Source organism: Paenarthrobacter sp. NPDC058040 (assembly GCF_042885775.1).
Taxonomy (GTDB): Bacteria; Actinomycetota; Actinomycetes; order Actinomycetales; family Micrococcaceae; genus Arthrobacter.
This window is the reverse complement of the sequence record NZ_JBHVRN010000002.1, coordinates 340,986-365,837: the sequence shown is the minus strand read 5'-3', so window position 1 is coordinate 365,837 and position 24,852 is coordinate 340,986. Positions and strand designations below refer to the sequence as shown.

At 61.5% G+C, this 24,852-nt stretch carries 20 protein-coding genes and 1 pseudogene; 11 read left to right on the top strand and 10 right to left on the bottom strand.

The genetic code is table 11. The features are described from left to right. Nucleotides 1–8: 8 nt before the first annotated feature. Nucleotides 9–1,007 carry an Lrp/AsnC family transcriptional regulator gene (locus ACFVSJ_RS04510; RefSeq protein ID WP_387434767.1) on the top strand — a complete coding sequence of 333 codons (999 nt, stop codon included), beginning with the start codon at nucleotides 9–11 and terminating at the stop codon, nucleotides 1,005–1,007. Nucleotides 1,008–1,459: 452 nt separating this feature from the next. On the opposite strand, the gene ACFVSJ_RS04505 is transcribed toward ACFVSJ_RS04510, so the two are convergent. The 4 genes and pseudogenes from ACFVSJ_RS04505 to ACFVSJ_RS04490 form a co-directional block, all read right to left on the bottom strand. Beyond that, nucleotides 1,460–2,278, bottom strand: coding sequence for an enoyl-CoA hydratase-related protein (locus ACFVSJ_RS04505; protein WP_387434765.1), 819 nt, complete (start codon nucleotides 2,276–2,278; stop codon nucleotides 1,460–1,462). Then, nucleotides 2,271–3,413 (bottom strand): annotated as a pseudogene (locus ACFVSJ_RS04500) (acetyl-CoA C-acyltransferase). The gene ACFVSJ_RS04505 and the pseudogene ACFVSJ_RS04500 overlap by 8 nt, the downstream one beginning before the upstream one ends. 199 nt (nucleotides 3,414–3,612) lie before the next feature. After that, nucleotides 3,613–5,133, bottom strand: a complete 1,521-nt coding sequence (locus ACFVSJ_RS04495) for a PucR family transcriptional regulator (protein WP_387434763.1) — start codon at nucleotides 5,131–5,133, stop codon at nucleotides 3,613–3,615. A 19-nt stretch (nucleotides 5,134–5,152) separates the two neighbouring features. Further along, nucleotides 5,153–5,497, bottom strand: coding sequence for a VOC family protein (locus ACFVSJ_RS04490; RefSeq protein WP_387434762.1), 345 nt, complete (start codon nucleotides 5,495–5,497; stop codon nucleotides 5,153–5,155). 165 nt (nucleotides 5,498–5,662) lie between these two features. Here ACFVSJ_RS04490 and ACFVSJ_RS04485 point away from each other — a divergent pair, with 165 nt between their 5' ends. Genes ACFVSJ_RS04485 through ACFVSJ_RS04465 form a run of 5 tightly spaced genes read left to right on the top strand, consistent with a single transcriptional unit; the run spans nucleotide 5,663 to nucleotide 11,125 of the window. Continuing rightward, the gene (locus ACFVSJ_RS04485; protein ID WP_387434760.1) at nucleotides 5,663–6,433 is read left to right on the top strand and encodes an alpha/beta fold hydrolase; all 771 of its coding nucleotides are present in this window, start codon (nucleotides 5,663–5,665) and stop codon (nucleotides 6,431–6,433) included. Further along, entirely contained in the window at nucleotides 6,430–7,629 is a 1,200-nt protein-coding gene (locus tag ACFVSJ_RS04480; RefSeq protein ID WP_387434759.1) for an LLM class flavin-dependent oxidoreductase, read from the top strand. Before ACFVSJ_RS04485 ends, ACFVSJ_RS04480 begins: the two co-directional genes overlap by 4 nt. 2 nt (nucleotides 7,630–7,631) lie before the next feature. Then, nucleotides 7,632–8,597 (top strand): dipeptidase, encoded by a 966-nt coding sequence (locus tag ACFVSJ_RS04475; protein ID WP_387434758.1) that lies wholly within the window; start codon nucleotides 7,632–7,634, stop codon nucleotides 8,595–8,597. Continuing rightward, nucleotides 8,597–9,754: a flavin reductase gene (locus ACFVSJ_RS04470; protein WP_387434757.1), complete on the top strand. Its 1,158-nt coding sequence runs from the start codon at nucleotides 8,597–8,599 to the stop codon at nucleotides 9,752–9,754. Before ACFVSJ_RS04475 ends, ACFVSJ_RS04470 begins: the two co-directional genes overlap by 1 nt. 57 nt (nucleotides 9,755–9,811) lie before the next feature. Next, the gene (locus tag ACFVSJ_RS04465; protein ID WP_387434756.1) at nucleotides 9,812–11,125 is read left to right on the top strand and encodes an MFS transporter; all 1,314 of its coding nucleotides are present in this window, start codon (nucleotides 9,812–9,814) and stop codon (nucleotides 11,123–11,125) included. 383 nt (nucleotides 11,126–11,508) lie between these two features. Here the strand turns inward: ACFVSJ_RS04465 and ACFVSJ_RS04460 are convergent, their stop codons facing one another. The 5 genes from ACFVSJ_RS04460 to ACFVSJ_RS04440 all read right to left on the bottom strand — a co-directional run bounded on the left by ACFVSJ_RS04460 (nucleotide 11,509) and on the right by ACFVSJ_RS04440 (nucleotide 16,709). Further along, complete coding sequence (locus ACFVSJ_RS04460; RefSeq protein WP_387434754.1) at nucleotides 11,509–12,705, bottom strand: amidohydrolase; 1,197 nt, start codon at nucleotides 12,703–12,705, stop codon at nucleotides 11,509–11,511. Between the two features lie 25 nt (nucleotides 12,706–12,730). After that, nucleotides 12,731–13,522, bottom strand: coding sequence for an amino acid ABC transporter ATP-binding protein (locus tag ACFVSJ_RS04455; protein WP_387434753.1), 792 nt, complete (start codon nucleotides 13,520–13,522; stop codon nucleotides 12,731–12,733). Beyond that, on the bottom strand, nucleotides 13,519–14,481 hold the full coding sequence (locus tag ACFVSJ_RS04450) for an amino acid ABC transporter permease (protein WP_387434751.1): 963 nt from the start codon (nucleotides 14,479–14,481) through the stop codon (nucleotides 13,519–13,521). The genes ACFVSJ_RS04455 and ACFVSJ_RS04450 overlap by 4 nt, the downstream gene beginning before the upstream one ends. Continuing rightward, the gene (locus tag ACFVSJ_RS04445; protein WP_387434749.1) at nucleotides 14,478–15,413 is read right to left on the bottom strand and encodes an ABC transporter substrate-binding protein; all 936 of its coding nucleotides are present in this window, start codon (nucleotides 15,411–15,413) and stop codon (nucleotides 14,478–14,480) included. The genes ACFVSJ_RS04450 and ACFVSJ_RS04445 overlap by 4 nt, the downstream gene beginning before the upstream one ends. An 84-nt stretch (nucleotides 15,414–15,497) precedes the next feature. Beyond that, nucleotides 15,498–16,709: an amidohydrolase gene (locus ACFVSJ_RS04440; protein WP_387434748.1), complete on the bottom strand. Its 1,212-nt coding sequence runs from the start codon at nucleotides 16,707–16,709 to the stop codon at nucleotides 15,498–15,500. A 293-nt stretch (nucleotides 16,710–17,002) separates the two neighbouring features. Here ACFVSJ_RS04440 and ACFVSJ_RS04435 point away from each other — a divergent pair, with 293 nt between their 5' ends. The 5 genes from ACFVSJ_RS04435 (at nucleotide 17,003) to ACFVSJ_RS04415 (ending at nucleotide 23,664) form a co-directional block, all read left to right on the top strand. Continuing rightward, entirely contained in the window at nucleotides 17,003–18,475 is a 1,473-nt protein-coding gene (locus ACFVSJ_RS04435; RefSeq protein ID WP_387434747.1) for an MFS transporter, read from the top strand. 29 nt (nucleotides 18,476–18,504) lie between these two features. Then, nucleotides 18,505–19,374, top strand: coding sequence for an SMP-30/gluconolactonase/LRE family protein (locus tag ACFVSJ_RS04430; RefSeq protein WP_387434745.1), 870 nt, complete (start codon nucleotides 18,505–18,507; stop codon nucleotides 19,372–19,374). 57 nt (nucleotides 19,375–19,431) lie between these two features. Then, a complete protein-coding gene (locus ACFVSJ_RS04425; RefSeq protein ID WP_387434744.1) occupies nucleotides 19,432–20,772 on the top strand; it encodes an MFS transporter in 1,341 nt (446 codons plus the stop codon). Nucleotides 20,773–20,866: 94 nt separating this feature from the next. Next, nucleotides 20,867–22,159 (top strand): DUF6379 domain-containing protein, encoded by a 1,293-nt coding sequence (locus ACFVSJ_RS04420; RefSeq protein ID WP_387434743.1) that lies wholly within the window; start codon nucleotides 20,867–20,869, stop codon nucleotides 22,157–22,159. Nucleotides 22,160–22,182: 23 nt separating this feature from the next. Beyond that, nucleotides 22,183–23,664, top strand: a complete 1,482-nt coding sequence (locus ACFVSJ_RS04415) for a DUF6379 domain-containing protein (protein WP_387434742.1) — start codon at nucleotides 22,183–22,185, stop codon at nucleotides 23,662–23,664. Between the two features lie 60 nt (nucleotides 23,665–23,724). On the opposite strand, the gene ACFVSJ_RS04410 is transcribed toward ACFVSJ_RS04415, so the two are convergent. After that, nucleotides 23,725–24,666: a LysR family transcriptional regulator gene (locus tag ACFVSJ_RS04410; protein WP_387434740.1), complete on the bottom strand. Its 942-nt coding sequence runs from the start codon at nucleotides 24,664–24,666 to the stop codon at nucleotides 23,725–23,727. Nucleotides 24,667–24,852: the final 186 nt, after the last annotated feature.

Sequence of the window (24,852 nt, the reverse complement as noted above, 5' to 3'; positions counted from 1 at the left end):
GCAGCAAAATGCAGAAAAATGAAATATCGCACCTGGATCTTCGACTCATACATGCTGTCCAGATCAGTCCCCGCGCCTCATGGTCAGCCTTGGCTCCCATAGTTGGCGCTGATCCCGCGACGCTCGCCAGACGTTGGTCCCGCCTCATCGATGAGGGCACGGTCTATCTAACGGCCTATGGTCTGGGCGAGACGAAGGTGGTCGCTCTAGTCGAGTTGAAGTGTCGTCCCGGTACCGCGCTTAGCGTAGCCAACGCACTTTCAGGCGATTCGGAGGCAATAAGCATCGATCTAATCACTGGAGGACGTGACATCTTAGTTGTGATCGCGGCCACTGACATACCTTCAGTCGGAGCTTGGACCCTGGAGCGTCTGCAGGGAGTCAAAGGCGTCCGCTCAGTAAAAACGCACATAGTCTCCAGAGTTGTCGGAGACGCTCGTAACTGGCGGCTGCGGGAACTATCTCCGGATGAGGCTGCCCGCGTTGAGGCCGCGGACAGGCCCGCCCAGGTAGCAGCAGTGAGGCTTCGCCCGGAAGAACAACGAGAGCTGGCTGCGGCGCTCTTTAGAGATGGTCGCGCCGGTACCATGGAACTGGCTGATCAGATCGGCATGGCGCCGCGCCGCGTTCGGGAAGCTATCACTGCGGCTCTGGCAACCGGGCGACTCAGTATCAGAGTCGACGTGGCGCGGTTGTTTACGCCCTGGCCGATCTACACGTGGTATTTCCTGCGTGTACCCGCCGCAATGGTAGCGCGGGTCGGGCCACAACTCACCCGAATTGAAGAGGTCCGTTTGGTTGGGACGACGATTGGTAAGTACAACGTGGTTATGGCTGTGTGGCTCCGTGACGTTGGGGACGTTGGGCGCCTGGAGGCGCTCATAGAAGAACGCCTTCCCGGTGTCACGATCGCTGACCGTTCGATCGTTCTACGATCGGTCAAACACCTCGGGAATCTGCTCGACAGTGAAGGACGTGCGACTGGACAGAAGGTTGAAATGCCCTGACCGACAGTATGCCGCCTCCAGAGCAGGGTTATGAGCGCGTTTGTCCAAGTATCTGTTGTCCCGCTTGAACAGACCCGTGGCGACGGCTGTTTGCCTCATGTAACCAGGTTTGGAGATGCCTGTTGGCCCCCGTCCCTGGCCTTTACTGCGGGGACATGCAAGGAGCGCCCGCTGATGCAGCCATTACCCGTGTTGCTTTGATGCTTGCAGGGTGACAGGGTGCCCCTCCCGGCCGCGAACATAAGACGGCCGCGTTCAGGTTCTGTCCGAGTCCGAGTGATCGACTTGGCTCCGGTATTGGATTTCGCCGGAGGTTTTGTCGACGACGTTGAAGCCGAAGCAGCTTAGGAGGGAATCGTAATTGCCGCTGAACTGTCAGCTACCAAGAAGCGTCAGGGGAGTCTCCTGCCCTCTTTCGTGATCACGAGCTGTACTTCCCATCGTCACTCTGATCATGAGTGAGTGACGCGAGGTGTTCGCTTTTCAAGGAAAGCCGCCATGCCTTCTGCCCGGTCTCTGAGAGCGAAAGTGCCGTGGAAGGTGCGCCGCTCATACTGTAGCCCTTCAGAAAGTCCGGATTCCTGAGAGTATGCAGTCGCTGCCTTCGCGGCGTACAGAGCCGGCAATGACTTAGCAGCTATCGTCTCTGCAACTTCAAGGGCCTCCTGCATCACCTGCTCGTTAGGCACCACACGGGACACCAGGCCCAGCCGCTCGGCCTCGTCTGCGAGCATGGTGCGACCAGTGAGGATTAGGTCCATGGCCTTGGCCATCCCTATTGCCCGAGTGAGCCGCTGGGTGCCTCCTAGTCCAGGGATGGTGCCGAGGCTGACCTCGGGGAGGCCGAATCGTGCGGTCGCGGCGGCGATGATGACATCGCACATGAGCGCAAGTTCGCATCCTCCGCCCAACGCATACCCGGACACGGCCGCCACCGTCGGCGTGCGGACGTTGGCAAAGCTGTCCCATCCGGCCAGAAAATTGTCGGTCACTACCTGCGAATAGTCCAGGGCTTGCATCTCCCGGATGTCTGCGCCGGCCGCGAACGCCTTCTCACAGCCAGCCAGTACCAGGGCGCCGATGCCCGGGTCGGCATCCAGCCTGGATGCAGCATCGACGACTTCAACACACATTTCAGAGGTCAAGGAGTTCAGGGCCTCTGGACGGTTGAGCTTGATGATGCCAACACGACCTTGCCGTTGGACTAAGACGTGCTGATACGGCTGTCTGGCAGGCTCTCCATTCACAACACGGCTAAGTTGTTCAGTCATCGTCGCCTGCCGCATGGAGAATCAGAGCCTCCCCCTGCCCGCCGCCTCCGCAAAGAGCGGCCGCGCCGGTACCACCCCCACGGCGACGTAGCTCGTGGAGGAGAGTGAGCGCAATGCGTGTTCCCGATACGCCCACTGGATGACCCAGCGCGATGGCGCCGCCATTGACATTAACTCTGTCGTTCAAAATACCGAGCTCCCGCGCCGATTGGATGCCGACAGCCGCGAAAGCTTCGTTCAGCTCGAAAAGGTCGATGTCGTCGATCCCTATTCCCTGCTTCTTTACTGCCTGCTTGATCGCGTTGGCTGGCTGCGACTGGAGGGTCGAGTCGGGCCCGGCAACCTGCCCGCTGGCACCCACCTCGCCGAGCCACGTCAGTCCGAGTGCTTGAGCCTTGGCTCTGCTCATGACCACTACCGCCGCTGCACCATCGCTGATCTGCGAGGACGAACCGGCAGTGATAGTGCCCGCCGGGTGAAAAGCGGTGCGGAGCTTGGCCAAGTCCTCCGTTGTTGTTTCAGGTCGAATGCCCTCGTCGTGTCGCACCACCACCTCGCCGTGTCGGGTGGGGACGGAGACCGGGACAATCTCGGAATCGAAGACACCGCTCGCTGCGGCTGCTGCAGCAAGACGATGGCTTCGCGCCGCGAAGGAGTCCTGCTCCTCCCGGGTCAGACCATCCGCGACCCGGTTTCGTTCGTCAGCGAGCAGCCCCATGGCCTGGTGCGTGAATTGGTCATAGAGAGCGTTATAAGCCATGGCGTCAACGAGAGTCGCATCTCCGAACTTATGACCAACCCGTACACCAGGAAGCAAATGCGGGGCCTGGCTCATCGACTCCATGCCCCCTGCAACGACAATCTCGTGCTCCCCAGCGCGGATGAGCTGGTCAGCCAACGCGATGGCGTTGAGACCTGACAAGCACACCTTGTTGATGGTCAGGGACGGCACCGTCATCGGTATCCCGCCTTTGACCGCGGCTTGGCGCGACGTGATCTGACCCGCACCGGCCTGGATGACATGTCCCATGATAACGAAATCAACAAGGTCACCGGGAACGGCGGCCTTCGCCAGAGCCCCCTTGATGGCGTATCCGCCAAGTTCTGCCGCCTACAGTGTGGACAGTGCCCCCATAAGGCGGCCTATGGGCGTCCGGGCACCAGCAACGATGACTGATGTTTGTTCCTGATGAATTGTGATGCTTCTTCATTTCAAACTCCTTTTATGGAATGCGATACTCACGGGCTGTGCCGGTGAGTGCAAGGCTTTCCGGCCCAAAAGGATAGCGCCGCGGCCGCGGGACCATCACGGACAAGAAGAACAGCCGGTGCGCTTACTCCAGGTTTTGTAGCGCGAACCACAAGCGCATTCGGGTGGAAACGTCATCCAGATCCGTTCCAAGTAGTGATTCTATTTTGTCGATTCGCTGCTTCAGTGTCGTTCGGTGAACGAAGAGACGCCGAGAGGCTGTACTCCACTGTCCGTGGCTCTCCAGATATACGGTCAGCGTTCTCAACAGCTCCGCATTATCGCCGGAAGCCGCAGGAAGCATCGGTGCCAGTATGGTCTTGGACCAGCGAAGACCCTCAGCAGCATCCATGCCGAATGGGTTGGTAGCAGACATCATCTCGTCAAAGGTTCTCACCACGCCGTCGTCTCCAGGAGATCGAGTGGCCGCCGCGACCGCCCGCCCTAGTACCTGCGAAACTTTCCGCAACCCGTCCGCGACGGCCACGCCAGCGGTGGCGTTGTGTTTAAGGATCGGGGTCAGGATGCTTGATAGGCGGGCCTCAGAGTGCGCCGAAATAGCAATGGCACCATCGCGGTAGGGGCCAACAATGAGACCAGCAACAGAGTGCAGCCGATTCAGAATGTCGGTCAGCAAGTCCGCCCGCAGCGGCTCTATGACAGCTACCGACACTGGCACGCCATCGCGGAAAACATGCAAACCCAGAAGATCGACGACGGCCTCCGCCGTCTCAAACTTGCCATCGAAGAGCGCAGTGAGAAGTTGCAGTTGCAGCTTCTGTTCAATCTGCTGGTTTACTCTCTGGCGCTGCGAAAATGCTGAGAGAAGCAGCGCCGCCGTTGCAAGAGTCTTGTGTTCTGGCTCGGTTGTTTCATCGCGAGTACAGAGGGACAAGTACCCATCATCCAGCTCGGTACCAATGGCCAGGATCCGGCAATGCCATCCGGAGTCGTGGAGACTCGCGGCCCCCTTGCGTCCTGAATCGGCCAGATCGCGGATCTGCCGTATAACGTCGTCAGCTTTTTGCCGTAGGCCGGATTCCGCGACGACGTTGCCTTCCGACGTCCAGACGGCGGCCCATCCGTTGGTGGAGCGGTGAAGAATCTTGGTGATCTGCAGAGGCGCGTCGCCGCGCACCGAAGCCCGGATAAGGTCCTGTTGGTCTGCCAAGGGCTGCTGATAGATCTCCCGTTCATGCTGGGCCACAAGATCGGTTACGAATCTGTTGACCGTCGCGAAGGAAGTTCGAGAAGGAATGCTCAGAAGCGGGAAGTTCAGACGCTTTGCAGATTCTACGACCGAAGCGGGAACCCGGGCGTAGATGCGTTGTATGCCAAATCCAAGCCCCACCATTCCCGCGGCCTTGAGGCGACTTATGAATTGCTCAGCAAGTTCAGGATTGGCCGCGTCAAAGGATTTGGCCGACGTCAACACCAGCTCGCCGCCCCTTAGGTACGGAGTGGGATCCTCGAGTTCCGTGTAGGCAACCCACCTTATCTTGCGGGTGGCTGCATCCAGGGGAATATGTTCCGCCGTAATGCCTAATGCTGCGGCCTGGATAAGATCCGCAAAAGTGGCACCGACGACTTGGTCGTTCACGCTCACGGGTCAGCTCCTCGCATATCTACAGCTTAGGGGCGTAGACAACGACTTCGTTTCCATCTGGATCAACGATGATCCCGTAGCGCTCATGAGCACCGTCTCGGAGCGCTCCTACGCCTACTCCGGCTCCTGCGAGGCTGTCCCAGAAGCCCTCCAAATCCGGTGTTTGGAAGCATGCTCCCCGGTAGGTCTTACCATCAGCGTCATCGATTCGCTCGATCGCGAACCGGACATCACCTGTTTTGAATTCTGCCCACGTGCTGTGGTCAGTGAACTTGAGCGGCAAGCCCAGGACATCTCTGTAGTGCACAAGACACTCGTTGAATGATGTGACGCCGTACCGCACAAAGCGCATTTGGAGGTCCATACAAGCCTTCCTCGTTGTTGTTGTCAGTCCATCGCAGGAGGAGGTCCGGAACAACCGTCAATGTGCTGTTGTTCACATGTGCTTCTCCTCATAGTTGTCGGGTGTTTCACTCACCGCGGTATCGCAAGATGGAATCCGCGCTGTTGACTCCTAGAAAGTGTGCTGATGCAACTGAAATACATCCTGAGAGGCCGTCCCGGGAATGAGACTGTCGTTCTCTTGAACGGAATGGGTCTTGCGGCTTCTGATTGGTCCGAGCAGATCGACGTTCTCGCAGAGGACTTCCAGGTTCTCGCTGTCGATCGGCGTGCTCACGGGGGGACCCCCTACGAAATCCCTGACTCACTTGAGAATCTGACGGATGACGTTATAGAGACGCTTGATGCACTCGGGATTGACAGTGCTCACGTCGTTGGCTTGTCGATGGGAGGATGCGAGGCACTCAACTTAACCCTGCGGCATCCGAAGCGGGTTTCGTCGCTGGTGCTGGTCAACACGTTCAGCGATGTCACCCCGGCCGATCGGAAAGCCCGAATGGAGTCGGTCTCAACCACCCTGGGGGAGAAGGGAATGGGTGCCTTCGCACGAGACACCGTCACACAAATGATCCACGCGGACCTGCCGCAGCAGCGGCTCGAAGAACTCGTGACCTCATTGGGCTCCTTGGGCGGCCAGGTCTTCCTCGATCTTATCTCCGTGCTTTACCGGATCGGGATGGGTAGTTCGCTAGCGAAAATTCAATGCCCCGTGTTGGTTTTGGGAGCAGAGTTTGATCAGAGAACACCAGTGGCTGCCGTTCGCAGTCTCGCCGTTTCCATCCCCAAGGCGGAATTCGTTGTCATTCCCGACGCCGGGCACTTTCCCCACATCGAACAGCCAACACTCTTCAACACAAAACTAATGAATTTTCTACACGCAAAGAAGGTAACCCAATGATCAAAAGGGTGAGCTCCCTGTACGTCGGTAATGTCATCGACGGTGATCGCCTCGGCTTTGATGGCCCCCTGCCGGCCGACCGGCAGTACAGCAGCGATCGGCTAAATTCCGTTTTCGGTCAGGCTCTGGTGACGGCGCAACTCAGCGAAGAACTTGGGTTCGACACGATGTGGATGGCCGAACACCACTACCAGAGGGAGGGTTATGAAGTTATCTCTAACATCCCTATGCTCTCACTCTGGCTGGCGCAGCATACAGAGCGGATCCGGTTCGGTTGTGGGTTCAACGTCCTGCCGACCTGGCACCCCATTCGTCTCGCTGAAGACTTCGCCACAGTTGACATTCTGACCGGAGGCCGACTGATCTTCGGCGTTGGTCGGGGATACCACGAACGTGAACTGATCGCCATGAACGAACACGCGATTGCCCTCAACGACGAGCAACGCCGCGACTACTTCGAAGAGCAAGTCGAAGTTCTCATGAAAGCCTTCCATGAAGACAAATGGTCGCACCATGGAACCTATTTCGATCTGCCTCCGAAGGGTGGAACCCACCGGATGCTTCCGTTGGAGGACCTGACACTGGTCCCTCGCCCCGCGAATCTTCCAGTGGAAACATGGCAGCCCACAACCAGCGGGAATCCCCGCGGAGTCGAATTCATGGCCAAGCACAACATCAGGGGGATGATTGCGGGCATGCCGACACCGTTCGCCGGCAAGTTTGCGCGGCTCTATCAGGAAGCAAATGCCCGGCATGGCCGCGACCTTGCTCTGGGCCAAGGTCTATCTGTTGGGTTCCGCTCCTACATAGCAGACACGGAAAAGGAAGCGCGCGAACGTCTACGGCCCATTTTCGACGAATACAGCAAGTTTGCCGCACCGTTGGGCGTCTTTCCATACAACTCGGAACTACTGGAGTTGATGGCCCGCGAAGGTCAACCCGTACCGGACAAGCCCATGCTTTCCTCATTCGAAGAAACTTTGGAAAGCGGCGCCTGGTTCGCAGGCACAGCCGAGCAGCTCGTCGAACGGATCCATGCCCTCGAAACGGAACTGCCAGGACTCGAAGACATCCTCTTCAACATCCACATTCCGGCAAGCCACGCCGAGAACGCCGAGCAGCTTCACCGTATCGCAGAGGACGTCATGCCAGCACTGGATCTTGAACTCGCGGTTGCCGGAGTCCAGGAGAAATAGCCATGAAGCAACTGATTATTGACGGCTGCAACCCCAGCAACTGGGATCGTGCAGTAGCGTATGACAGCCTCATCGCCGGCGGAGTGGGAGCGGTAAACGCCACGGTCGCTGTGTGGGAGACCTTTGAGGAATCCGTTGACGAAGTAGGCAAATGGATCCGCCGCTTCAAGAGCGATCCTCGCCTACTGCAAATCAAGTCCGCCTCTGACATCGATCGAGCCCGATCAGAGAACAAACTGGGCATCATTCTCGGTTGGCAAAACATCTCGCCCATCGAGAATGATTTCGAACGGTTGGAAGTCTTCCAGCACTTGGGAATCAGGGTCGTGCAACTCGCTTACAACCTACGCAACCTCGTAGCGAACGGATGCTACGAACGACACGACGAAGGACTGTCCACTTTTGGAGTCAAGACAGTCAAGAAGCTCAATGACCTCGGCATGCTGATTGACCTTTCCCACGTCGGAGATCAAAGCTGCCGCCAAACCATCGAGTTGTCGGAAGCCCCGGTTGCGATCACGCACGCAAATCTCAGGGAGTTCGCGGACCAACCCCGCAACAAACCCGCAGCGATCGTGAAGGAACTAGCCGCGCGGGGCGGAGTCATCGGAGCCAATGCATTCCCCCGGTTCCTCCCCGCAGGCTTCAACTCCACCATCGATGACTTCCTCGACGCCATCGACAGCCTGGTTCAAACCATCGGACCAGACCATGTCGGCATCGCCTCCGACTTCTGCGAAGGACAGGACATGGAGTATTGGCGGTACCTCCGCCGACTCCACGGCAAAATACCCGGCGAAGAACCGCGTGTGCCACGTGCCGATCCCGCATGCAAGGGGTTGGACACGGCTGCAGATATGCCGCGCATAACCGAGGGTTTGTCCACACGTGGATATTCAGATACTGACATCGACAAGGTCATGGGCGGAAACTGGCTTCGCCTGTACCGCGAGGTTTGGGGGTCGTAATGACAGCGCAAATCGTTTCCCGCCCGGCCCTCGACGGTGAACATCTGCGAGGGGCATTAGGACAGTACCCCACGGGAGTTGTTGTCGTAACCGGAATAGCAAGCGATGGAAACCCTGTCGCAATGGTCGTGGGCACCTTCACGTCTGTTTCCTTGGATCCACCACTGGTTGGTTTCCTCCCGACCAAGACATCGCAAAGCTATGCCCGCCTCAAAGACTGCACGCATCTATGCTTCAACGTCCTTTCGCATGCACAGGAGTCGTTGTGCCGAAAACTATCGTCAAAGGATACTGACAAGTTCAACGGTGTGAGTTGGGTCCCTGGTGTGACGGGCTCACCCATCATCGAGGGGTGCGTTGCGTGGTTTGAGGGAACTGTCGAATCCATCTCGGACGCGGGAGACCATGATTTTCTTTTGGCCAGAGTCCTCGCCTTCGACGTACCCAACCCCGTGCTTCCCCTACTCTTCTTCCAGGGAAGCTTCGGAAAGTTCAACTCTTCATCCTTCGTCATGCCTAATGAAACCGCGCTGCTGCCCGTCATCACGGAGATCGAACGGCACAGGAGCATGCTGGAGGAATTATCCGACAAGTTGGACCGCGAAGTCGTGGTGTTTGCCCCAGTGGGAGACGAACTCGTCATCGCCGCCAGTGCCGGCACAGAACCGAATCGAACCACCTCCATTGTTGGTCGGAGGTTTCCGTTCAGCCCGCCCTTCGGCACGCTTTTGGTCGACGATGACGCTTTCGACGGTTGGTACTCCAGGTTGCACACATCAGCTACCCATGAGGACTGGCACGCAAAGCTTCAGCTGGCAAGGACTCGAGGATGGTCCGTAGCGATTCTTTCAGATGATCATCCGGAATTAGACCGGCTGATTGAAGAGTTCTCTCGCGGTCCGCACACCCCCAACCTGCAACGCAGACTGCTAAGCGTTATGCAACAACTTGGTACCTCCTATGAGCCCAATGACCAGGACCTGACAACAACGTCTCAGTTCCGAATGATCTCCGTACCCGTCAAGGACCGGGATGGAAAGGGCCAATTCCTCATCTCCATCCACAGCATCGCAAATCCGATCCCTGCTGAAGGACTGGAAGCCGTAGTCAATGCCCTTCAGGCCACCGCCACACGAATCGAAAGCGGCTCCAAGTAAGTCAATAGCAACAGAATCGCCTCCACCCCAACAGGAGGCCCCTAGAAAGGTACGCCCGTGACAAATAACGTCTCCGAGGCATCATCAAGTACGAAAACGGTAATCCGAGGGTCCGTGCGAGCAACCGCCGCAGGTGCCATCGGGAACATGCTTGAACAGTACGACAATGTCATATACGCATTCTCTGCAGTTATCCTGGCCAAATTGTTCTTCCCCTCGACCGACCCGACCGCAGGACTCCTCGCTACCTTTGCCGTATTCGCAGCCGGGTTCCTCGCGCGCCCCATCGGCGCAGTAATTTTCGGCCACCTCGGCGACAAATATGGACGTAAGCGAACCCTCTTCTGGTCGGTACTGCTAATGGCCATTTGCACCACGGCAATCGGTCTTATGCCTACCTACTCCGACGTCGGAGTAGTTGCTCCGGCCCTCCTCGTCATCATTCGTTTAGGTCAAGGCATTGCCACAGCCGGCGAGACAGCAGGCTCGGCGACGTTCATTGTAGAGCATGCACAGCACCACAGAAGGGGCTTCCTCGGAAGCTGGCAACAGGTCAGCTCCGCCGCTGGTTTCCTGCTCGCATCATTGGTCTCCCTGAGCATGTCCTTCTTGTTCTCGTCAGAGGACATTCTCTCTTGGGCATGGCGGCTCCCGTTCCTGCTGGGAATCGTAACCGGGGCAGTCGCCCTCTGGCTTCGGTTTGGAATTGAAGAAACGCCATCATTCGGTCAGCTTCAGAAAAGTACCGAGGTCAAGTCGCGACGTAGCCCAGTTCTGCAAGCTGTCCTTGAGCATCCAGCGGCCGTGATTAAGGCCGTTGGAGTTGTCACGATTTGGGGGATCGGCTACTACTTTTTCCTGACCTACATCCCGACATTTCTCAAGACGGTAGCTGGAGTTCCTGCCCAACACGCGCAACTTTCGAATCTCATCGCCATCGTCGTGTTCGCCGTAGCCATCCCATTCTTCGGAGCGCTCTCAGACAGGATTGGCCGCAAGCCGCTGCTCGTGACCGCGAGCGTAGGCTTCGCCGTTATCAGCTGGCCAATGATGCTCTGGTTGGAATCAGGAAGTCTCCCGGCCGCCTACATTCTTCAGATCGCGACGGCGATCCTCTTGGCCGGCTACGCAGGCCCTGGGCCGGCAGCACTTGCTGAAATGTTTCCCACACATATACGTTTCAGCGCCATGTCTATCGGATGGAACGTATCGAACACGCTTTTTGGCGGCACCGCACCGTTCATCGCAACCGCACTTATTGCAGGGACTGCTAACAACGCGGCACCGGCAATCATTGGCATCGGCGCTGCATTGATCTCGCTCATCGTGGTCGCACGACTGCCCGAAACTGCAAAGAGTGAACTGGGCTAAAGCCAACACAGCGGCTATGGACGCCTCGGAAGAAGAGCTCTGAAGCGTCTGCTAGTCCCCACGACCCCGGAATGTGCAACGGCTAGCCAAGCCGTCACATTTCGGGGTCGCACTTGCTTCACGGGTCAACTGAAAGTGGACTCGTCCCAGCGTTACGCCGACTATTGTGATTGCGTCAAGCTAGCGCTCCACGCGGACCCCAGTCGGTCAATTGAACGTTGAGCCAACACGCTACGACGGGAACGTCCGGGGATGGCACGGTGCCTCGAGTGATTGCCGCGTAGCGGCGAAAGGGCGGGTTAAGGAGGACCGCCGGTTACCTCAATGTGCCACGTTGATCTCAGTCCCAGCCCGTGGCTCACGGCAGCATCGAGCAGATCGCGCTACACCAAGACTTCGCCGTCGCGGGCGATGACCCGGCCGCCGGAGACCACGAGGCGCCGCTGTGGGCAGCGGACCAGTACGTCCGGCACGTTTTCGGCCTCCAGGAGCACAATGTCGGCGCGGGCTCCGGCCACGAGGTCGTGCTGCCCACGTCCCACGAACGGCGCGCCATGCGTCGTCGCGTACTCGACGGCGGCGGTCAACTTGTCGTCGTGCCGGAACCCGTGCAGGCGTGCAAAGGCGAATGCCACACGCAGCAGGTCCCCGTCGCCGAACGGCGACCACAGGTCGCGGATGCCATCGGTGCCCAGGCCCAACGGAACGCCGCGTTCACGCATCTGTTGCCAGGGCAGCGGCGCGGTGCCGCTCATCGCGACGGTAGTCCACGAGATGCCGGCTTCGGCGAGGCCCTCGACGATCTCCTCCTGCACGCTCTGCGGCAACGAGCCCAGTGCGAAACCGTGCGAGATGTTCACCTTGCCCTGCAGCCCGGCGTCGATGGTCCGGCGAATCACCTGGCGGTACTCGTACGCACCGAGCGAGCCGAAGTCGTGCAGGTGCAGGTCCAGGCCGACGCCCCGCTCAACGGCGATCTGAAAGAGCCCGTCGAGCTGGCCTTCCACGTCCCCGTCGATCGTTCCCGGGTCGAGCCCCCCGATGCTGTCCGCCCCGGCCTGGGCAGCCTCGTCGAGCAGTCCCAGCACGCCGGGCCGGCGCAGCACGCCGTCCTGTGGAAAGGCCACGGTCTCCACATGGATGGCCCCATCGAGCTCCGCGACGGCGGCCTGCACCGACTCAAGGCCCTTTAGCCCGATGCCGAGGTCCACATCGATGTGGGTGCGGGTGGCGGTGGTGCCGTGCCGGATGAACTCGCGCAGCACCGCGGCGGCCGAGTTCACGTTCGGGATGTCGTAGTTTCCCCGCTGGGCACGCTCGTTCGCGATCCAGCCCTCCACCGTGGGGTGGTCGGAGTAGGTGTAGGGCACCCACGGCTTGCCCCACCAGCTCTTGTCGACGTGGGCGTGGGTGTTGATGAACCCAGGAACGGCGAGCAGCCCGCCGCCGTCGAGGTCGCCGTCGTCGGTGGTCCCAGCCGCAGGCAGCACCTCGACGATTACGCCTCCGTCAATCACAATGTCTGCCGGGTCGGCGCCCCACGGGCGCACATTCCTCAGCCTGAACTTCTTGTCAGTCATTTTTTGTACCTTCTCTCTTCTGGTCTCAGTGCACGCGGCGGAGGAAAGCCGCCGTGCGCTCGTGCCGGGGATTGTCGAGCACCTCGCGCGCTGGCCCGTCTTCGAGCACCCGGCCCTGGTCCATGAACACCACGCGGTCGGCCACTTCGCGGGCGAACCCGATCTCATGGGTGACTACGAGCATCGTCATGCCCTCCTCGGCGACCTGCCGCATGGTCTGCAGGACTTCGCCCACCAGCTCGGGGTCCAATGCACTCGTCGGTTCGTCGAACATCATCAGGCGTGGCTCCATGGCAAGCGCCCGGGCGATGGCTACGCGCTGCTGCTGGCCGCCCGAGAGCTGACTTGGGTACGAAGCATGCTTGTCTGCCAGGCCCACCTTTGCCAGCAGCTGCCGCGCATGCACCGTGGCCTCCTTGCGCGGGCGTCCCAGGACCTTGGTGGGGCCGTATGTGACGTTGTCGAGGGCCGTCATGTGACCGAACAGGTTGAATTGCTGGAACACCATGCCGATGTGCTGCCGGGCCTTGGCCACTCGGCGTTCGCTTTGCTCAAAGAGTTGGCCGCCGTGGAGCTCGTGCCCCACGCGCTCACCGTTGACCTCGATCATGCCGCCGTCCACCGGATCGAGGTGGTTGATGCACCGCAGCAGGGTGCTCTTGCCGGAGCCCGACGGGCCGAGGACGCAGACGATCTCGCCGGTGCGGATTTCGATATCGACACCCCTCAGTACGTGGTTGTGGCCGAGCCACTTGTGCACGCCCGCGATGCGCAGCATCGTCTCGGTTGCCGGAGCCTCAGGAGTTACTTGCGTCATTGCGCACCTCCAGTAGTGGTTGGGACCGTGCTGCCCATCGCCGGCCCTTTGCTTTTTCCCGCCCGGCGCGAACCGGGCTGCGAGGCATTGAACCGACGCTCGAGGAAGTGCTGGCCGACGCCGGCGATGGTCACCAGGATCAGGTACCAGAGCACACCAACGATCAGCAGGGGCAGGATCTTGAAGTTTTGCCCATAGATGAGCTGGACGCGGGTCAGCAGGTCGCTGCCGCCGATCACCGAGACCAGCGACGTGGCTTTCAGCATCCCGATGAACTGGTTGCCTGTAGGCGGGATGATGACCCGGATCGACTGGGGCAGCACAATGCGCGCCAAGGCCTGGTTGCGGGTCAGTCCGATGCTGACCCCCGCATCAGTCTGGCCCGTCGGAACCGACATGATGCCACCGCGGATAATCTCGGCCATGTAGCCCGACTCGGCGAGCGAGAGTGCGATCAGGCCGGCGGTGAAACCCGAGATGAGGGTGTTCGTGTCATGCCCGAGGATGGTGGGGAACAGTACCGCCAAGTTGAACCAAAGCAGTACCTGCACGAGCATCGGCACACCGCGGAAGAACCAGACGTAGGTGCGGCCGATGACACTGGCGATTCTGTTGTTGCTCTGGATCATCAGGGCGACAACAAACGCCAGTGCTATCGAGATAAGCATGGCGAAGATCGCCAGCTGGATGGTGACCCCGACACCCTGAAGCACCACAGGGTTGAACATGTAGTCCCACGTGACGCCCCATTCCATGTTGGGGTTCACGGCCTGGGACTGGATGAAGAGGACAACCAGCGCCACTGCCACGAGCCCTGTGACGATCTGGCCGTACTGGGGGCGCCGCTTCGCTGGGATCGGCGCCTCTTGCAGGGCCGGCTCATCGCCGTGCCGGCGCACATAGTGGGCCGGACCGATGGTTGCCGGTAATGCCGGGCGGGTGAGGTCGGACATGGTCATTTCACCGCCAGGTTGATACCGGGCGTCTCGAGGTTGATGACCTCGACATGCCACTTCTTCAGGACTTCGTCGTACGTGCCGTTCTCGTGGATTGCCTTCAGGGCGGTGAGGAAGGCGTCGCGGAGATCTGTCTGCTGCTTGTTGAAGGTCATGCCAAGGTAGACCTTCTCTTCGAAATCGACGGGGAGCGATTCGAGCTTGTCGCCGGTTTCCCGCTGGATGACGGAGACCGCCATGTCCGGCCAGAAGATGGCGTCGATGCGGCCCGAGGTGACGGCGAGGTTCTTGTCGCTCGAGTTCGGGAAGGAGATGAGCTCGGTGGCTGGCTTGCCCTTGGCCACGCATGCCGCCGCCATCATGTCGACGAGGCGCTTGGCATCGGAGCCCTTGACGTCGCCAATCTTGAGGCCGCAGGAGCCGTCGACGGCGCTGGTGATTCCCTTGGGGTTGCCCTTTTGGACCATGAAGACGGTCCCGGCCCATTGGTAGTCGATGAAGTCGACTTGCTCCTGCCGCGTCTTGCGGTCGGTCATTCCGGCGATGGCGGCGTCGAACTTGCCGCTCTGCATACCGATCAGGATCTGGTCGAAGGGCACCTTCTCCCATTTGACCGGAATGCCGAGCTCTTTCGCCATGGATTCCATGAGGTCAACGTTGTAGCCCTGGATGCCTGTCTGGCCGGCGGGGGTGAAGTTGGCCGGCTCGAAGTCGGGCTGCGTGGCTACGGTGAGCACGCCTTTGTCCTTGATCTTTTGCGGCAGCAGGTTGTACAGCGGTGCCTTTTCGTTGACGGAGGCCGGCTTCTCCGATGCTCCGGCGGCTGTGGCCGTGGAGTCGGAGATGCCGCAACCGGTAAAGGCCAGCATGGCGAGGCTGCTGGCCGCGAGGGCGGCCGCAACACGGCCGGTGAGGATGGTGCGGGAGAACGACATTGTTCTTGCCTTTCGGTGCGGGGATTCCGCGGGATGCGGAACCCGGTTGGGGAAGGCGGGCGGGATCCCGCTCGCCGGACAGGGTCAACTCGTGCGCAATGGGTTCCCGTGGCGGGCGACGACCTTGCCGCGTTTCAGTACGAGCCGCCGCTGTGGTCGGGCGGCGACGGCCTCGCCGATGCTTGCTGCATCGATGAGGAAGAGATCGGCGGGTGCGCCGGGCTCAATCCGGGCAGGTTCGCGTCCGAGGGCGATCGCCCCGCCGCTCACTGCCACGTCGAATGCGTCTGCGATTTGCTCGTCGGTGCGGAAACCGCTGCGGTACGCGAGATGGAACGTGCGCTCGAGCATGTCTCCGCTGCCATACGGGCCCCAGAGATCGCGCACGCCGTCGTTGCCCGCTCCGACGTTCACCCCCTGCCTGCGCAGCTCGGTGATCGGCAGCACCGGGGTGTTGTAGACCGTCGCGGTCAGCAGGGAGATCCGCGCCTCGGCGAGGCCCTGCGAGATCCGCTCGGATTGGGCGCGGTCCACCTCCACGATGGCCACGCCGTGCGAGACCGCCACCCGGCCCTCAAGTCCGTGCCGGACCACCCGCTCGATGATGAGCTCCAAGGTGTGCGCACCCAGGGTTCCGCGCTCGTGCAGGTGGATATCAAGCTTGGCGCCATAGGTCTCGGCGAGCCCGAAGATCAGGTCGAGGTGACGCACGGAGTCGCGTTCGAGCGCCGCGGGGTCGATGCCGCCGATGCAGCCAACCAGGCCCTGTTGAAGGACCGACTCGAGCAGCTCCGCCGTCCCAGGGCGGGTCAGCAGCCCGCCCTGCGGGAAGGCAACTTGTTCGACGTCGATGATGTCGCCCAGTTCTGCGGCGACGTCCGCTACGACTTCGACGCCGCGCAGCCCGACGTCGGGATCGACGTCGGTGTGCGTGCGGGCAAGGGTGGTTCCGGTGGCGGCCATCTGTTCAAGCAGCGCCTGCACACCGTCGCGGGCGGGCAGGCCGAGTTCCGCGCGACCGCGCTCGCCGTTCACTATGCGGTCCGCGAGTTTGGGCCCCGCAGAATGCGGCACCCAGTCGCGGCCCCAGAGCGTCTTGTCGACGTGGCAATGCGCGTCCACCATGCCCGGCAGGGCCAGGGCGCCGGCCCCGTCCTCGATGACCGCCCCTGCCGGAACAGTAAGCGTTCCTGTTGGCGCCATTTCGGCGATCCGTCCCCCTCGGATCAACAGATCGGCCTCGGGGTATACGTTCGGTACGCGCACGCGGGAGACAAGCATTGTATGGGCCTTCATTGGTCTTCCCTTGCACTTTTGTGACGGTGGTCACGATTGGTCGATAAAAAGGAGATTAGGCTGTTTGGTATTCCAAAGCAAGGCCCTGGGTCAAATAGACGTTTTATGAATCGCGCCGTTCGAAGTTCGATTCCAATGGTGATGCGATGGTTGTATACCAGAACCCATCCGCTGCACTGCCAGCTGGCTGTCCGACGTACGTCACCGGGACCAGGGACTAATTCCGTATCCAATGCGGTTAGCACGTTGAGGGGACGGAAACCGGTTACGTACGCGACGGGATGAGGACACATATGACTACAGAAACTGCCGACGGAGTCGGGTTCCGTTCCAAGCGAGGGCCGATCCTCATTGCTTTGATGCTCGCCACGGGCCTCGTGGCGATTGATTCCACGATCGTTGCCACGGCCGTCCCGTCCATCGTTGGGGACATCGGCGGCTTCTCCTCGTTCCCTTGGCTCTTCTCCGGGTACCTGTTGGCGCAGGCTGTATCCGTTCCCGTGTACGCAAAGCTCTCCGATGTCCTGGGTCGCAAGCCGATCATCCTCAGCGGCATCGCACTGTTCCTGCTCGGCTCCATCCTCTGTGGACTCGCGTGGAGCATGCCCGCCCTGATTGCCTTCCGCGTGCTGCAGGGACTTGGCGCCGGTGCGGTCCAACCTGTGTCGATCACCATTGCCGGCGACATCTATACCCTCGCCGAACGCGCCAAAGTGCAGGGCTACCTTGCCAGCGTGTGGGCCATTTCGTCTGTGGTGGGTCCCACGCTGGGTGGCGTCTTCGCGTCGCTGGGGATCTGGCGCTGGATCTTCCTGATCAACATTCCGCTGTGCCTCCTGGCCGGTTGGATGCTGACGCGTACCTTCCACGAAAATGTTGAACGGACCAGGCACCGCATCGACTACCTTGGCGCAGCTCTTCTCACCATCGCGCTGAGCCTCCTGATCCTCGGGGCGCTGGAAGGTGGCCAGGCGTGGGCGTGGAACTCACCGGCAAGCATCACGGTTTTCGTCGTCGGGGCAGTGCTCCTCGCCATCTTCCTGTTGGTCGAGCGCAAGGCCGCCGAGCCGGTCCTCCCGCCGTGGGTTGTCTCCCGCAGGCTGTTGGCGACGACGGCGATGATCGCCTTCGGGATTGGCGCGGTGATGCTGGGCCTCACCTCGTACGTGCCCACGTTCCTTGAAGGCGCACTGCAGACCTCGCCGCTGCTGGCCGGACTGGCATTGGCGGCACTGACGCTTGGTTGGCCGATCAGCGCTTCCCAGGCCGGCCGGTTCTACCTGCGGATCGGATTCCGGAAGACAGCACTGATCGGTATCTCCATCACGGTGGTGGGTACCGGCATTCTTGCCCTCACGGCCTCTTCGCCCAACGTCCTCCTGGTTGCGGCTTCGTGTTTCGTCGTGGGCCTCGGACTCGGACTGGTGGCGACGCCCACCCTCATCGCCGCCCAGTCGAGCGTGGAGTGGAACGAACGCGGCGTGGTCACGGGCACCAACCTCTTTGCCCGCTCCATCGGCAGCTCCATCGGCGTGGCCGTGTTCGGCGCCGTCGCCAACGCCATCTATGCCAGAAGCGGCGGCCCGGATCCGCAATCGACAGTTGCGGCTTCCGGTGCCGTGTTCCTGGCCGTGGTGGTATGCGCGGTCCTGACTGTGGTCGCCGTCATTGCGATGCCGGGGACGGACACCACAAGCGATGCCGGCCGGTCCAGCGAACCAGCCGACGCGGCCGAGTCCCACGGCTGGAGACGTTCCGGAGGATAGGCTCAACAACGAGTCGAAAGGGACGGTGCATGGACAACTTGATCACGGGCACGCTGGAGAAGGTCTTCGAGGGTACAGTCTGGGCGGAGGGCCCCGTGTGGGTTCCGCAGTCGCAGACGGTGCGGTGGAGCGACATCCCCAACAACAGGATCCTCGAGTACAGCCCGGAGTCAGGCCAGACGCGTGAGTACGCCACCGCCGTCGAATTCACCAACGGGCGGACGCTGGACCGTGACGGCACCGTGGTCCAGTGCAGCCACGGGCGGCGTCGCGTCGAGCGCGATGACGACGGCGTGGTGTCGCCGATCGTCGATTCCTTCGGTGGGCGTCGGCTCAATTCGCCCAACGACGTTGTGGTGGCCAAGGACGGGACGGTGTGGTTCACGGATCCGCCCTACGGAATCCTGCCCGGCACCGTGGAGGGCCACGAGGGTGAGCAGGAATACGGTGGCTGCTACGTGTTCCGCTTCGACCCGGAAGCCGGGGAACTGACGCCGGTGGTGACCGACCTGGTGCATCCCAATGGCCTGGCGTTCTCCCCGGACGAGTCTGTCCTGTATGTTGCGGACACGGCGGGGCCGGACCACGGTGTGCCGTTCCGGATCGCCGCCTACCCGGTTGCGGGCGGGACTTGCGGAACCGGGCGGACGTTTGTGGAACTGGAGGACGACAAGGTCTCGGATGGTTTCCGCGTCGACGTCGAGGGAAGGGTGTGGACTTCCGCGGGCGCTTCGGTCCGCGTGTACGCGCCCGACGGCGGCCTGCTGGCCGCCGTCGACGTTCCCGAACGCGTTTCCAACCTGTGTTTCGGTGGTCCCGACGGCCAAGACATGTACATCACGGCGACATCCTCCCTGTACCGCCTGCGGACCTCGACGCGGGATACCGTCGGCCCCTAGCGCCCGCCGCCCTGATGGACGATCATCGGGAGAAAGCGGTTTAGCCAAGGACAGGCCATGAAGGACACCAGGAACGTCGTGGGGGATCCAGTCCAAACTTCGGCAGCGTTCAAGAGGCGCTTCATGCTGAGGATGGTCTCCGTCCTGGCAGGGGGCATGTTCCTGGACGGCTACATCCTGGGGATTTTTGGCCCGGTGACGGGGACCATGACCGAAGATCTGGACCTCTCCACGCTCTGGGAAGGCTTGATCGCGGCCGGTCCCTTATTTGGCATTTTGCTGGGCTCGCCCATCGGGGGTTGGGCCGGGGACAAGTTCGGCCGGAAGCCCCTGTTCCTGATCGACATGTGCATCTTCGTTGCGGCCTCCGGTGTGCAATTCTTCGTCAATTCGCCTGAGCTGCTCTTCGCCGTCCGCTTTGCCATGGGCGTTGCCATCGGGGTGGAGTACTCCGTCGGTTGGCCGTTGATGTCCGAATTCGCCCCCGCGCGCCTGCGGGGCCGGCTCCTGGGCCTGACCCTGGTGGCCTGGTACACGGGGTTCATGCTGGCCTTCCTCTTCGGGTACTTGCTGGACCACTTCACCGACGTGGACTGGCGCGTCATCCTGGGCAGCAGCACCGTCATTGCCGTGGTGGTCTTCGTATTCCGGATCGGTTTGCCGGAATCGCCCCGATGGCTCTGGAACCAAGGCCGCCGGGACGAGGCCATGGCGGTGGCCCACCGGTACATGGAGAGCGTGGACGAGATGGCCGATGTGGAGCGGGAGGACACGAAGCCCGGGACGTTCTCCATGCTCTTCTCGCGGCAATACTGGCGGTCCACGTTGTTCGTGTCCATGTTCTGGTTCTGCGGGGTGGCTCCGTACTTCGCGATTGCCACCTTTGCCGACACCGTGCTGGGCAGGTACGGATTCGGTGGGGGACTGGCCGGTGGTGTGGGCCTCTCGGCAGTCGCCCTCGTCGCGGTGATCATCACCGTGCTCCTGGTCGATAAAGCAGGCCGACGCGCCATGACCGTCCCGCCGCAGTGGGTTGCCGCCGTCGTTCTTGCGGTTATTGGGCTGTGGGGCGGTGCGCCGCCCGTGGTGGTCCTGATCCTCTTCCTGCTCTTTTCCTTCGTCAATGCCATGTACAACACGCTGACCGGCATCTATCCGGGCGAGGTCTTCCCCACGGAGATCCGCGGCATCGGCACGGGGTTCGCGGCGGCAGTCAGCCGGGTCGGCGCCGGTTTGGGCACGTTCCTGCTGCCATGGTCCATGGTGAACCTTGGCTCGGCCACCACCATGCTGATTGCCTCGGGCGTCGCGTTCGTCGGTGCCGGGTTGTCCCAATGGCTGGCACCGGAGACCAAGGGTAAGAGCCTGACGGAAGCGGCTGCGGGGTTCTCACACTGAACCGTTCCTGATTAGCGGAATCCAAACGTACTTATGTTCAAATCAATCATAAGTACGTTATGCTCTTCCTACCTCCTCAAAGGAAAGAGCGAAGATGCTTCTAGAACGCGACCTCATCCAGGCCACCGGCTTCCGCAACGTCCGCGACGGCGAACGCGTGACGGGCTTCCAGTTCCGGGTGCGGATGCCGTCCTACCGGGGAATGGCCGCCTCCCTGATCGACGGAATTGCCGTCCAGGTGGGCAACCTCGTCGACGTCGCGGCCGACGTGCCGTCCTGGACGCTCCAGGGCAAGACGTTCACGTTGCAGGAACTCTGGGCCAGCGAAGGCGTTCGTTGGCAACTGGACGAGGCGGCCACGGTGACGGTGCCCCTGGAAGGTGGGTTGCCGCAGGGCGTCCACGAACTCCACATCGAGTTGAAGCTGCGCATGTCCTACATACCCGTGGAGCATCAGCCCTCCACCTACCGGGAGAGCCGTTGGATCACGTTGGGTCCCGAGGGTGGAGATGGGGTATTCCGCTACGGCGTTTCCCTGTACAGCTTCATGCACGACTTCGGTACCGTCCTGGACCTGGAGACCGCCTTGGCGGCGGTCGCGGACACCGGGGCCACCGGCGTCGAAATCCTTGGTGAAGGCCACGTACCGGGCTATCCGGAACCCACCGCCGCGTGGATCGATCAGTGGTTCACCCTGCTGGAGAGGTACTCCCTGGAACCCACCAACTACGGTTCGTGGATCGACACCCGGCTCCGTCCCGGCAAGAGCATGACCGCACAGGAGGGTGCCTCCGCCCTGCAGCGGGACCTCAGGTTGGCCAACCGCCTGGGCTTCGGCTTCGTCCGGCCCAAGATCGGCGTCGTTTCCAGCGACCTCGTGCCGGACCCCATCTGGACCGAATCCGTGGAGCGTTCCCTTGACCTCGCCCACGAGCTCGGTGTGGTGATCTGCCCCGAAATCCATTCGCCGACCCCCATCAAACACCCGGTGGTGGATGACTACATCAACCTCATTGAACGCACCGGAACCAAGAACTTCGGCCTGCTGATCGATACGGGGATCTTCCAGGACCGGCCTATTCCGCTCCGCGCCGGCGAGACGAGGGAAACGCGGCCGGCCTTCCTGGATGGCATTGGCGTGGACCCCGCCGATTTCGCCGACGTTGCGAAGTACGTGGTGTTCGTCCAGGCCAAGTTCCACGACATCGATGAACAGTTGGAAGACCAGCAAATTCCGTGGAAGCCCGTGCTCAAAGCCCTGAAGGACGCCGGATACGACGGCTACCTCTCCAGTGAATACGAAGGTGAACGCACGCCTTGGCGCTCCATTGAACAGGTACGTCGCCAACACTCGCTCATCCGCGGGATCGCCGCGGAAATCGCCTAAGCCCACACAGTAAGAAGAGAAACATGCCCAATGGATTGATTCACGAAGACAGCCTCCGCGCACATCCGGACGGATTGGCGGTATCGCTGACCCTGCCCTGGTACCGGAGCCTGTGGTTGTCCTCCGTGTCCACCCTGAAACTCACAGTGGACGGCGAGGAGGTCGCCCAGGAAGACCTGTCTCTGGAGTTCGGTGGCGCCAAGTACTCCCTGTCCGAGCTGCCCGAGCAGGCTGAGACGCTCTGGTTCCTGCAGGAACACCCCCTGTTGGTCGCCCGGCGACCCGAACCCGTAAAGCCGGGCGAGCAGCACTCAGTCCAGATCGTCGGCGAACTTCGCCTGCCCTACATGCAGATCGCCCCCGGCCAGGACGGTGGGCCGGGGATGTACGTGCCCAATTTCGTCAACCAAAGCCTCGAACTGACGGTGGTTGAGTCGGACGCGCCAGCGCCACGAACCACGACGGCGGTGACCCCTCCACCGCCGAAGGCGGATGACGCCCCGTTCCACCTGGGCCTGACCCTGTACTCCGCGAGTGCCGAGTTCCGCGCCGGGTGGTACGACTTCGACGGCTTGCTGAACCGCGTGGCGGAGCTCGGCATCGGACCCGGCATCGAGATTGTGGCGTCGCAGGTGCTGCCCACGTACCCGGAGGTCAGCGACGATTTCGCCGCATCCTGGCAGGCCGCGTTCGACAAGCACGGATTCGATGCGAGCTCGTTCGGCGCGAACCTTGATATGGGGCGCCGCCGTGACCGGGACATGACCCCGGACGAAGAGTACGACTTCACCGAGACGCTCTTTCACGGGGCAAAGAAGCTCGGCTTCCCGCTGGTGAGGATCCAGAGTGCCAAGCCGGCCCTGCTGCGGCGGCTCCTCCCGTTGGCGGAAAAGCTGGAACTCAAACTCGCTTACGAAATCCACGCGCCCTTGGGCCCGAATTCGCCCGAGATCATGAAGGTCCGGGACGTCTACGCGGAGCTGGACTCGCCCCTCCTGGGCTTCGTCGCTGACTTCTCCTCGACCATGCACGGCATGTCACCCACGTTGTTGCGTGCTGTCTCCCGCGCCGGTCTGGATGCAGAGGCGCTGGAACGCCTGCAAGCCATCTGGTCCACGGAGGCCACCATGCGGGAGCGCCAAGAGGAGTTCATCGGCTACCTCCGCAGCAAGGACTTCGACCCCGCAAAGCTGGGCTCGTTCGCGCACCTTGCCTTCAACATGCACGGGCACGTCAATCCCCGAGACTGGGCTGACATCATGCCGCAGATCATGCACGTGCACGCGAAGTTCTACGACATCGATGAACACGGGAACGAGCCTGCCATCGACTACTCCGAACTGGTCCGGGTCTTCGTGGACGGCGGCTACCGTGGCTACTGGTCGAGCGAGTGGGAGGGGCATGCGTTCGCCGAACTGGGCGAGGTGGATCCCCTGTTGCTGGTCCGGAAGCAGCATGACCTGATCCGGCGCAGCATGCGTGCGGCTGTGACTGCCGCCGTCTGACGAGAGCACAAAAGCAGTAGAGCCTGGCCGGAATCTCCGGCCGGGCCCTACTTGCTGGTCTCAGTCTCCAACCTCTGTCCCCGAGGCCACGACGGCGGCTGCCTCCTCGAAGAGTCCGCGCATCCAGATGTGCTCCGAATCGGCGTTGTGCACCGGGTGCCACCACAGCGCGTTGACCAGAGGCGTAGCCGGGAAGGGCAAGGGCAGGACGCGAACGCCGCCAAGCCGCCGCGCGATCGGTGCCAGTGCCGCCTGGATCAGCCCGATCCTGTTGGTTCCCGCCACAAAGTGGGGCAGCGCCTGGAAGCTCTCCACCACCACTTCCACGCGGGGTTCGATCCCCAGCTGCTGGATCTGCCGTTCGGCTGAGGTGAACGCCGATCGCGACTGGTACGTCATCACCCACGGCAGCTGGGCGATGTTGTCCATGGAGACGGCCTCGCGGACGTCCGTATTGGTTTCCGATACGACGGCGAGCCAATCGTCCCGCCAGAGGTCCACGAAAGGGAGTCCTGTCAGGATGCCGTGCGGAATGACCATTCCGTCAGCTGCCCTGAGGCGGTTGGCAGCGTCTTCCACCACCACGGGATTGTGCAGCATGAAGCGGAACCGGACGCCGGGAGCGCGCTCGGCTGCCAATTCCGAGACGACCCGGCCCACCGTAGTGAAGCCGTAGTCCGAGCCGTAAATGGAGAACTCGCGGGCCGATTCGTTGGGCTCCCAGCTGGCCTGGCTCTCGAACACCCGTCGCGCGGCATCCAGGGCCAGCGTGGTGTGCTCGGCCAAACGCAACGCGAATGGGGTGAGCTCGTAAGTGTTGCCCCGCCGCGCGAGGATGGGATCGCCGAAGTGGTTGCGCAGGCGGGCAAGCGATGCGCTCAGGGCCGGTTGGCTCAAGTGGAGGCGCTCGGCCGCCCGCGTGACGCTTCGCTCCGTGATCAGCGCGTCCAAGGACGTGAGCAGGTTGAGATCAAGCCGGGAAAGCAGGGCGTGGTCCGTCACAACGGGCATCCTTCAGCTAGGGAATTTGGTGGGAAACGGGGCGTACTGAACCAGTTTATCCACGAGCAGCGGGACTTATGTGCGGTATCCGAAATACTTATGTGTCTTTCTGGCAGATGCCATGCATACTGGTGAGTGACCGGGGTCACGGTACCCCGCCAGACAAAGAAGTCAGAAAGGCTGACC

What these genes read in the sequence shown, in the direction of transcription:
- ACFVSJ_RS04440 (WP_387434748.1), bottom strand. Translation starts at nt 16,709, where the DNA reads ATGAAGGCCCATACAATGCTTGTCTCCCGCGTGCGCGTACCGAACGTA.
- ACFVSJ_RS04425 (WP_387434744.1), top strand. Translation starts at nt 19,432, where the DNA reads ATGAAGGACACCAGGAACGTCGTGGGGGATCCAGTCCAAACTTCGGCA.
- ACFVSJ_RS04445 (WP_387434749.1), bottom strand. Translation starts at nt 15,413, where the DNA reads ATGTCGTTCTCCCGCACCATCCTCACCGGCCGTGTTGCGGCCGCCCTC.
- ACFVSJ_RS04510 (WP_387434767.1), top strand. Translation starts at nt 9, where the DNA reads ATGCAGAAAAATGAAATATCGCACCTGGATCTTCGACTCATACATGCT.
- ACFVSJ_RS04430 (WP_387434745.1), top strand. Translation starts at nt 18,505, where the DNA reads ATGGACAACTTGATCACGGGCACGCTGGAGAAGGTCTTCGAGGGTACA.
- ACFVSJ_RS04505 (WP_387434765.1), bottom strand. Translation starts at nt 2,278, where the DNA reads ATGACTGAACAACTTAGCCGTGTTGTGAATGGAGAGCCTGCCAGACAG.
- ACFVSJ_RS04455 (WP_387434753.1), bottom strand. Translation starts at nt 13,522, where the DNA reads ATGACGCAAGTAACTCCTGAGGCTCCGGCAACCGAGACGATGCTGCGC.
- ACFVSJ_RS04490 (WP_387434762.1), bottom strand. Translation starts at nt 5,497, where the DNA reads ATGGACCTCCAAATGCGCTTTGTGCGGTACGGCGTCACATCATTCAAC.
- ACFVSJ_RS04420 (WP_387434743.1), top strand. Translation starts at nt 20,867, where the DNA reads ATGCTTCTAGAACGCGACCTCATCCAGGCCACCGGCTTCCGCAACGTC.
- ACFVSJ_RS04480 (WP_387434759.1), top strand. Translation starts at nt 6,430, where the DNA reads ATGATCAAAAGGGTGAGCTCCCTGTACGTCGGTAATGTCATCGACGGT.
- ACFVSJ_RS04470 (WP_387434757.1), top strand. Translation starts at nt 8,597, where the DNA reads ATGACAGCGCAAATCGTTTCCCGCCCGGCCCTCGACGGTGAACATCTG.
- ACFVSJ_RS04485 (WP_387434760.1), top strand. Translation starts at nt 5,663, where the DNA reads ATGCAACTGAAATACATCCTGAGAGGCCGTCCCGGGAATGAGACTGTC.
- ACFVSJ_RS04435 (WP_387434747.1), top strand. Translation starts at nt 17,003, where the DNA reads ATGACTACAGAAACTGCCGACGGAGTCGGGTTCCGTTCCAAGCGAGGG.
- ACFVSJ_RS04475 (WP_387434758.1), top strand. Translation starts at nt 7,632, where the DNA reads ATGAAGCAACTGATTATTGACGGCTGCAACCCCAGCAACTGGGATCGT.
- ACFVSJ_RS04450 (WP_387434751.1), bottom strand. Translation starts at nt 14,481, where the DNA reads ATGACCATGTCCGACCTCACCCGCCCGGCATTACCGGCAACCATCGGT.
- ACFVSJ_RS04460 (WP_387434754.1), bottom strand. Translation starts at nt 12,705, where the DNA reads ATGACTGACAAGAAGTTCAGGCTGAGGAATGTGCGCCCGTGGGGCGCC.
- ACFVSJ_RS04415 (WP_387434742.1), top strand. Translation starts at nt 22,183, where the DNA reads ATGCCCAATGGATTGATTCACGAAGACAGCCTCCGCGCACATCCGGAC.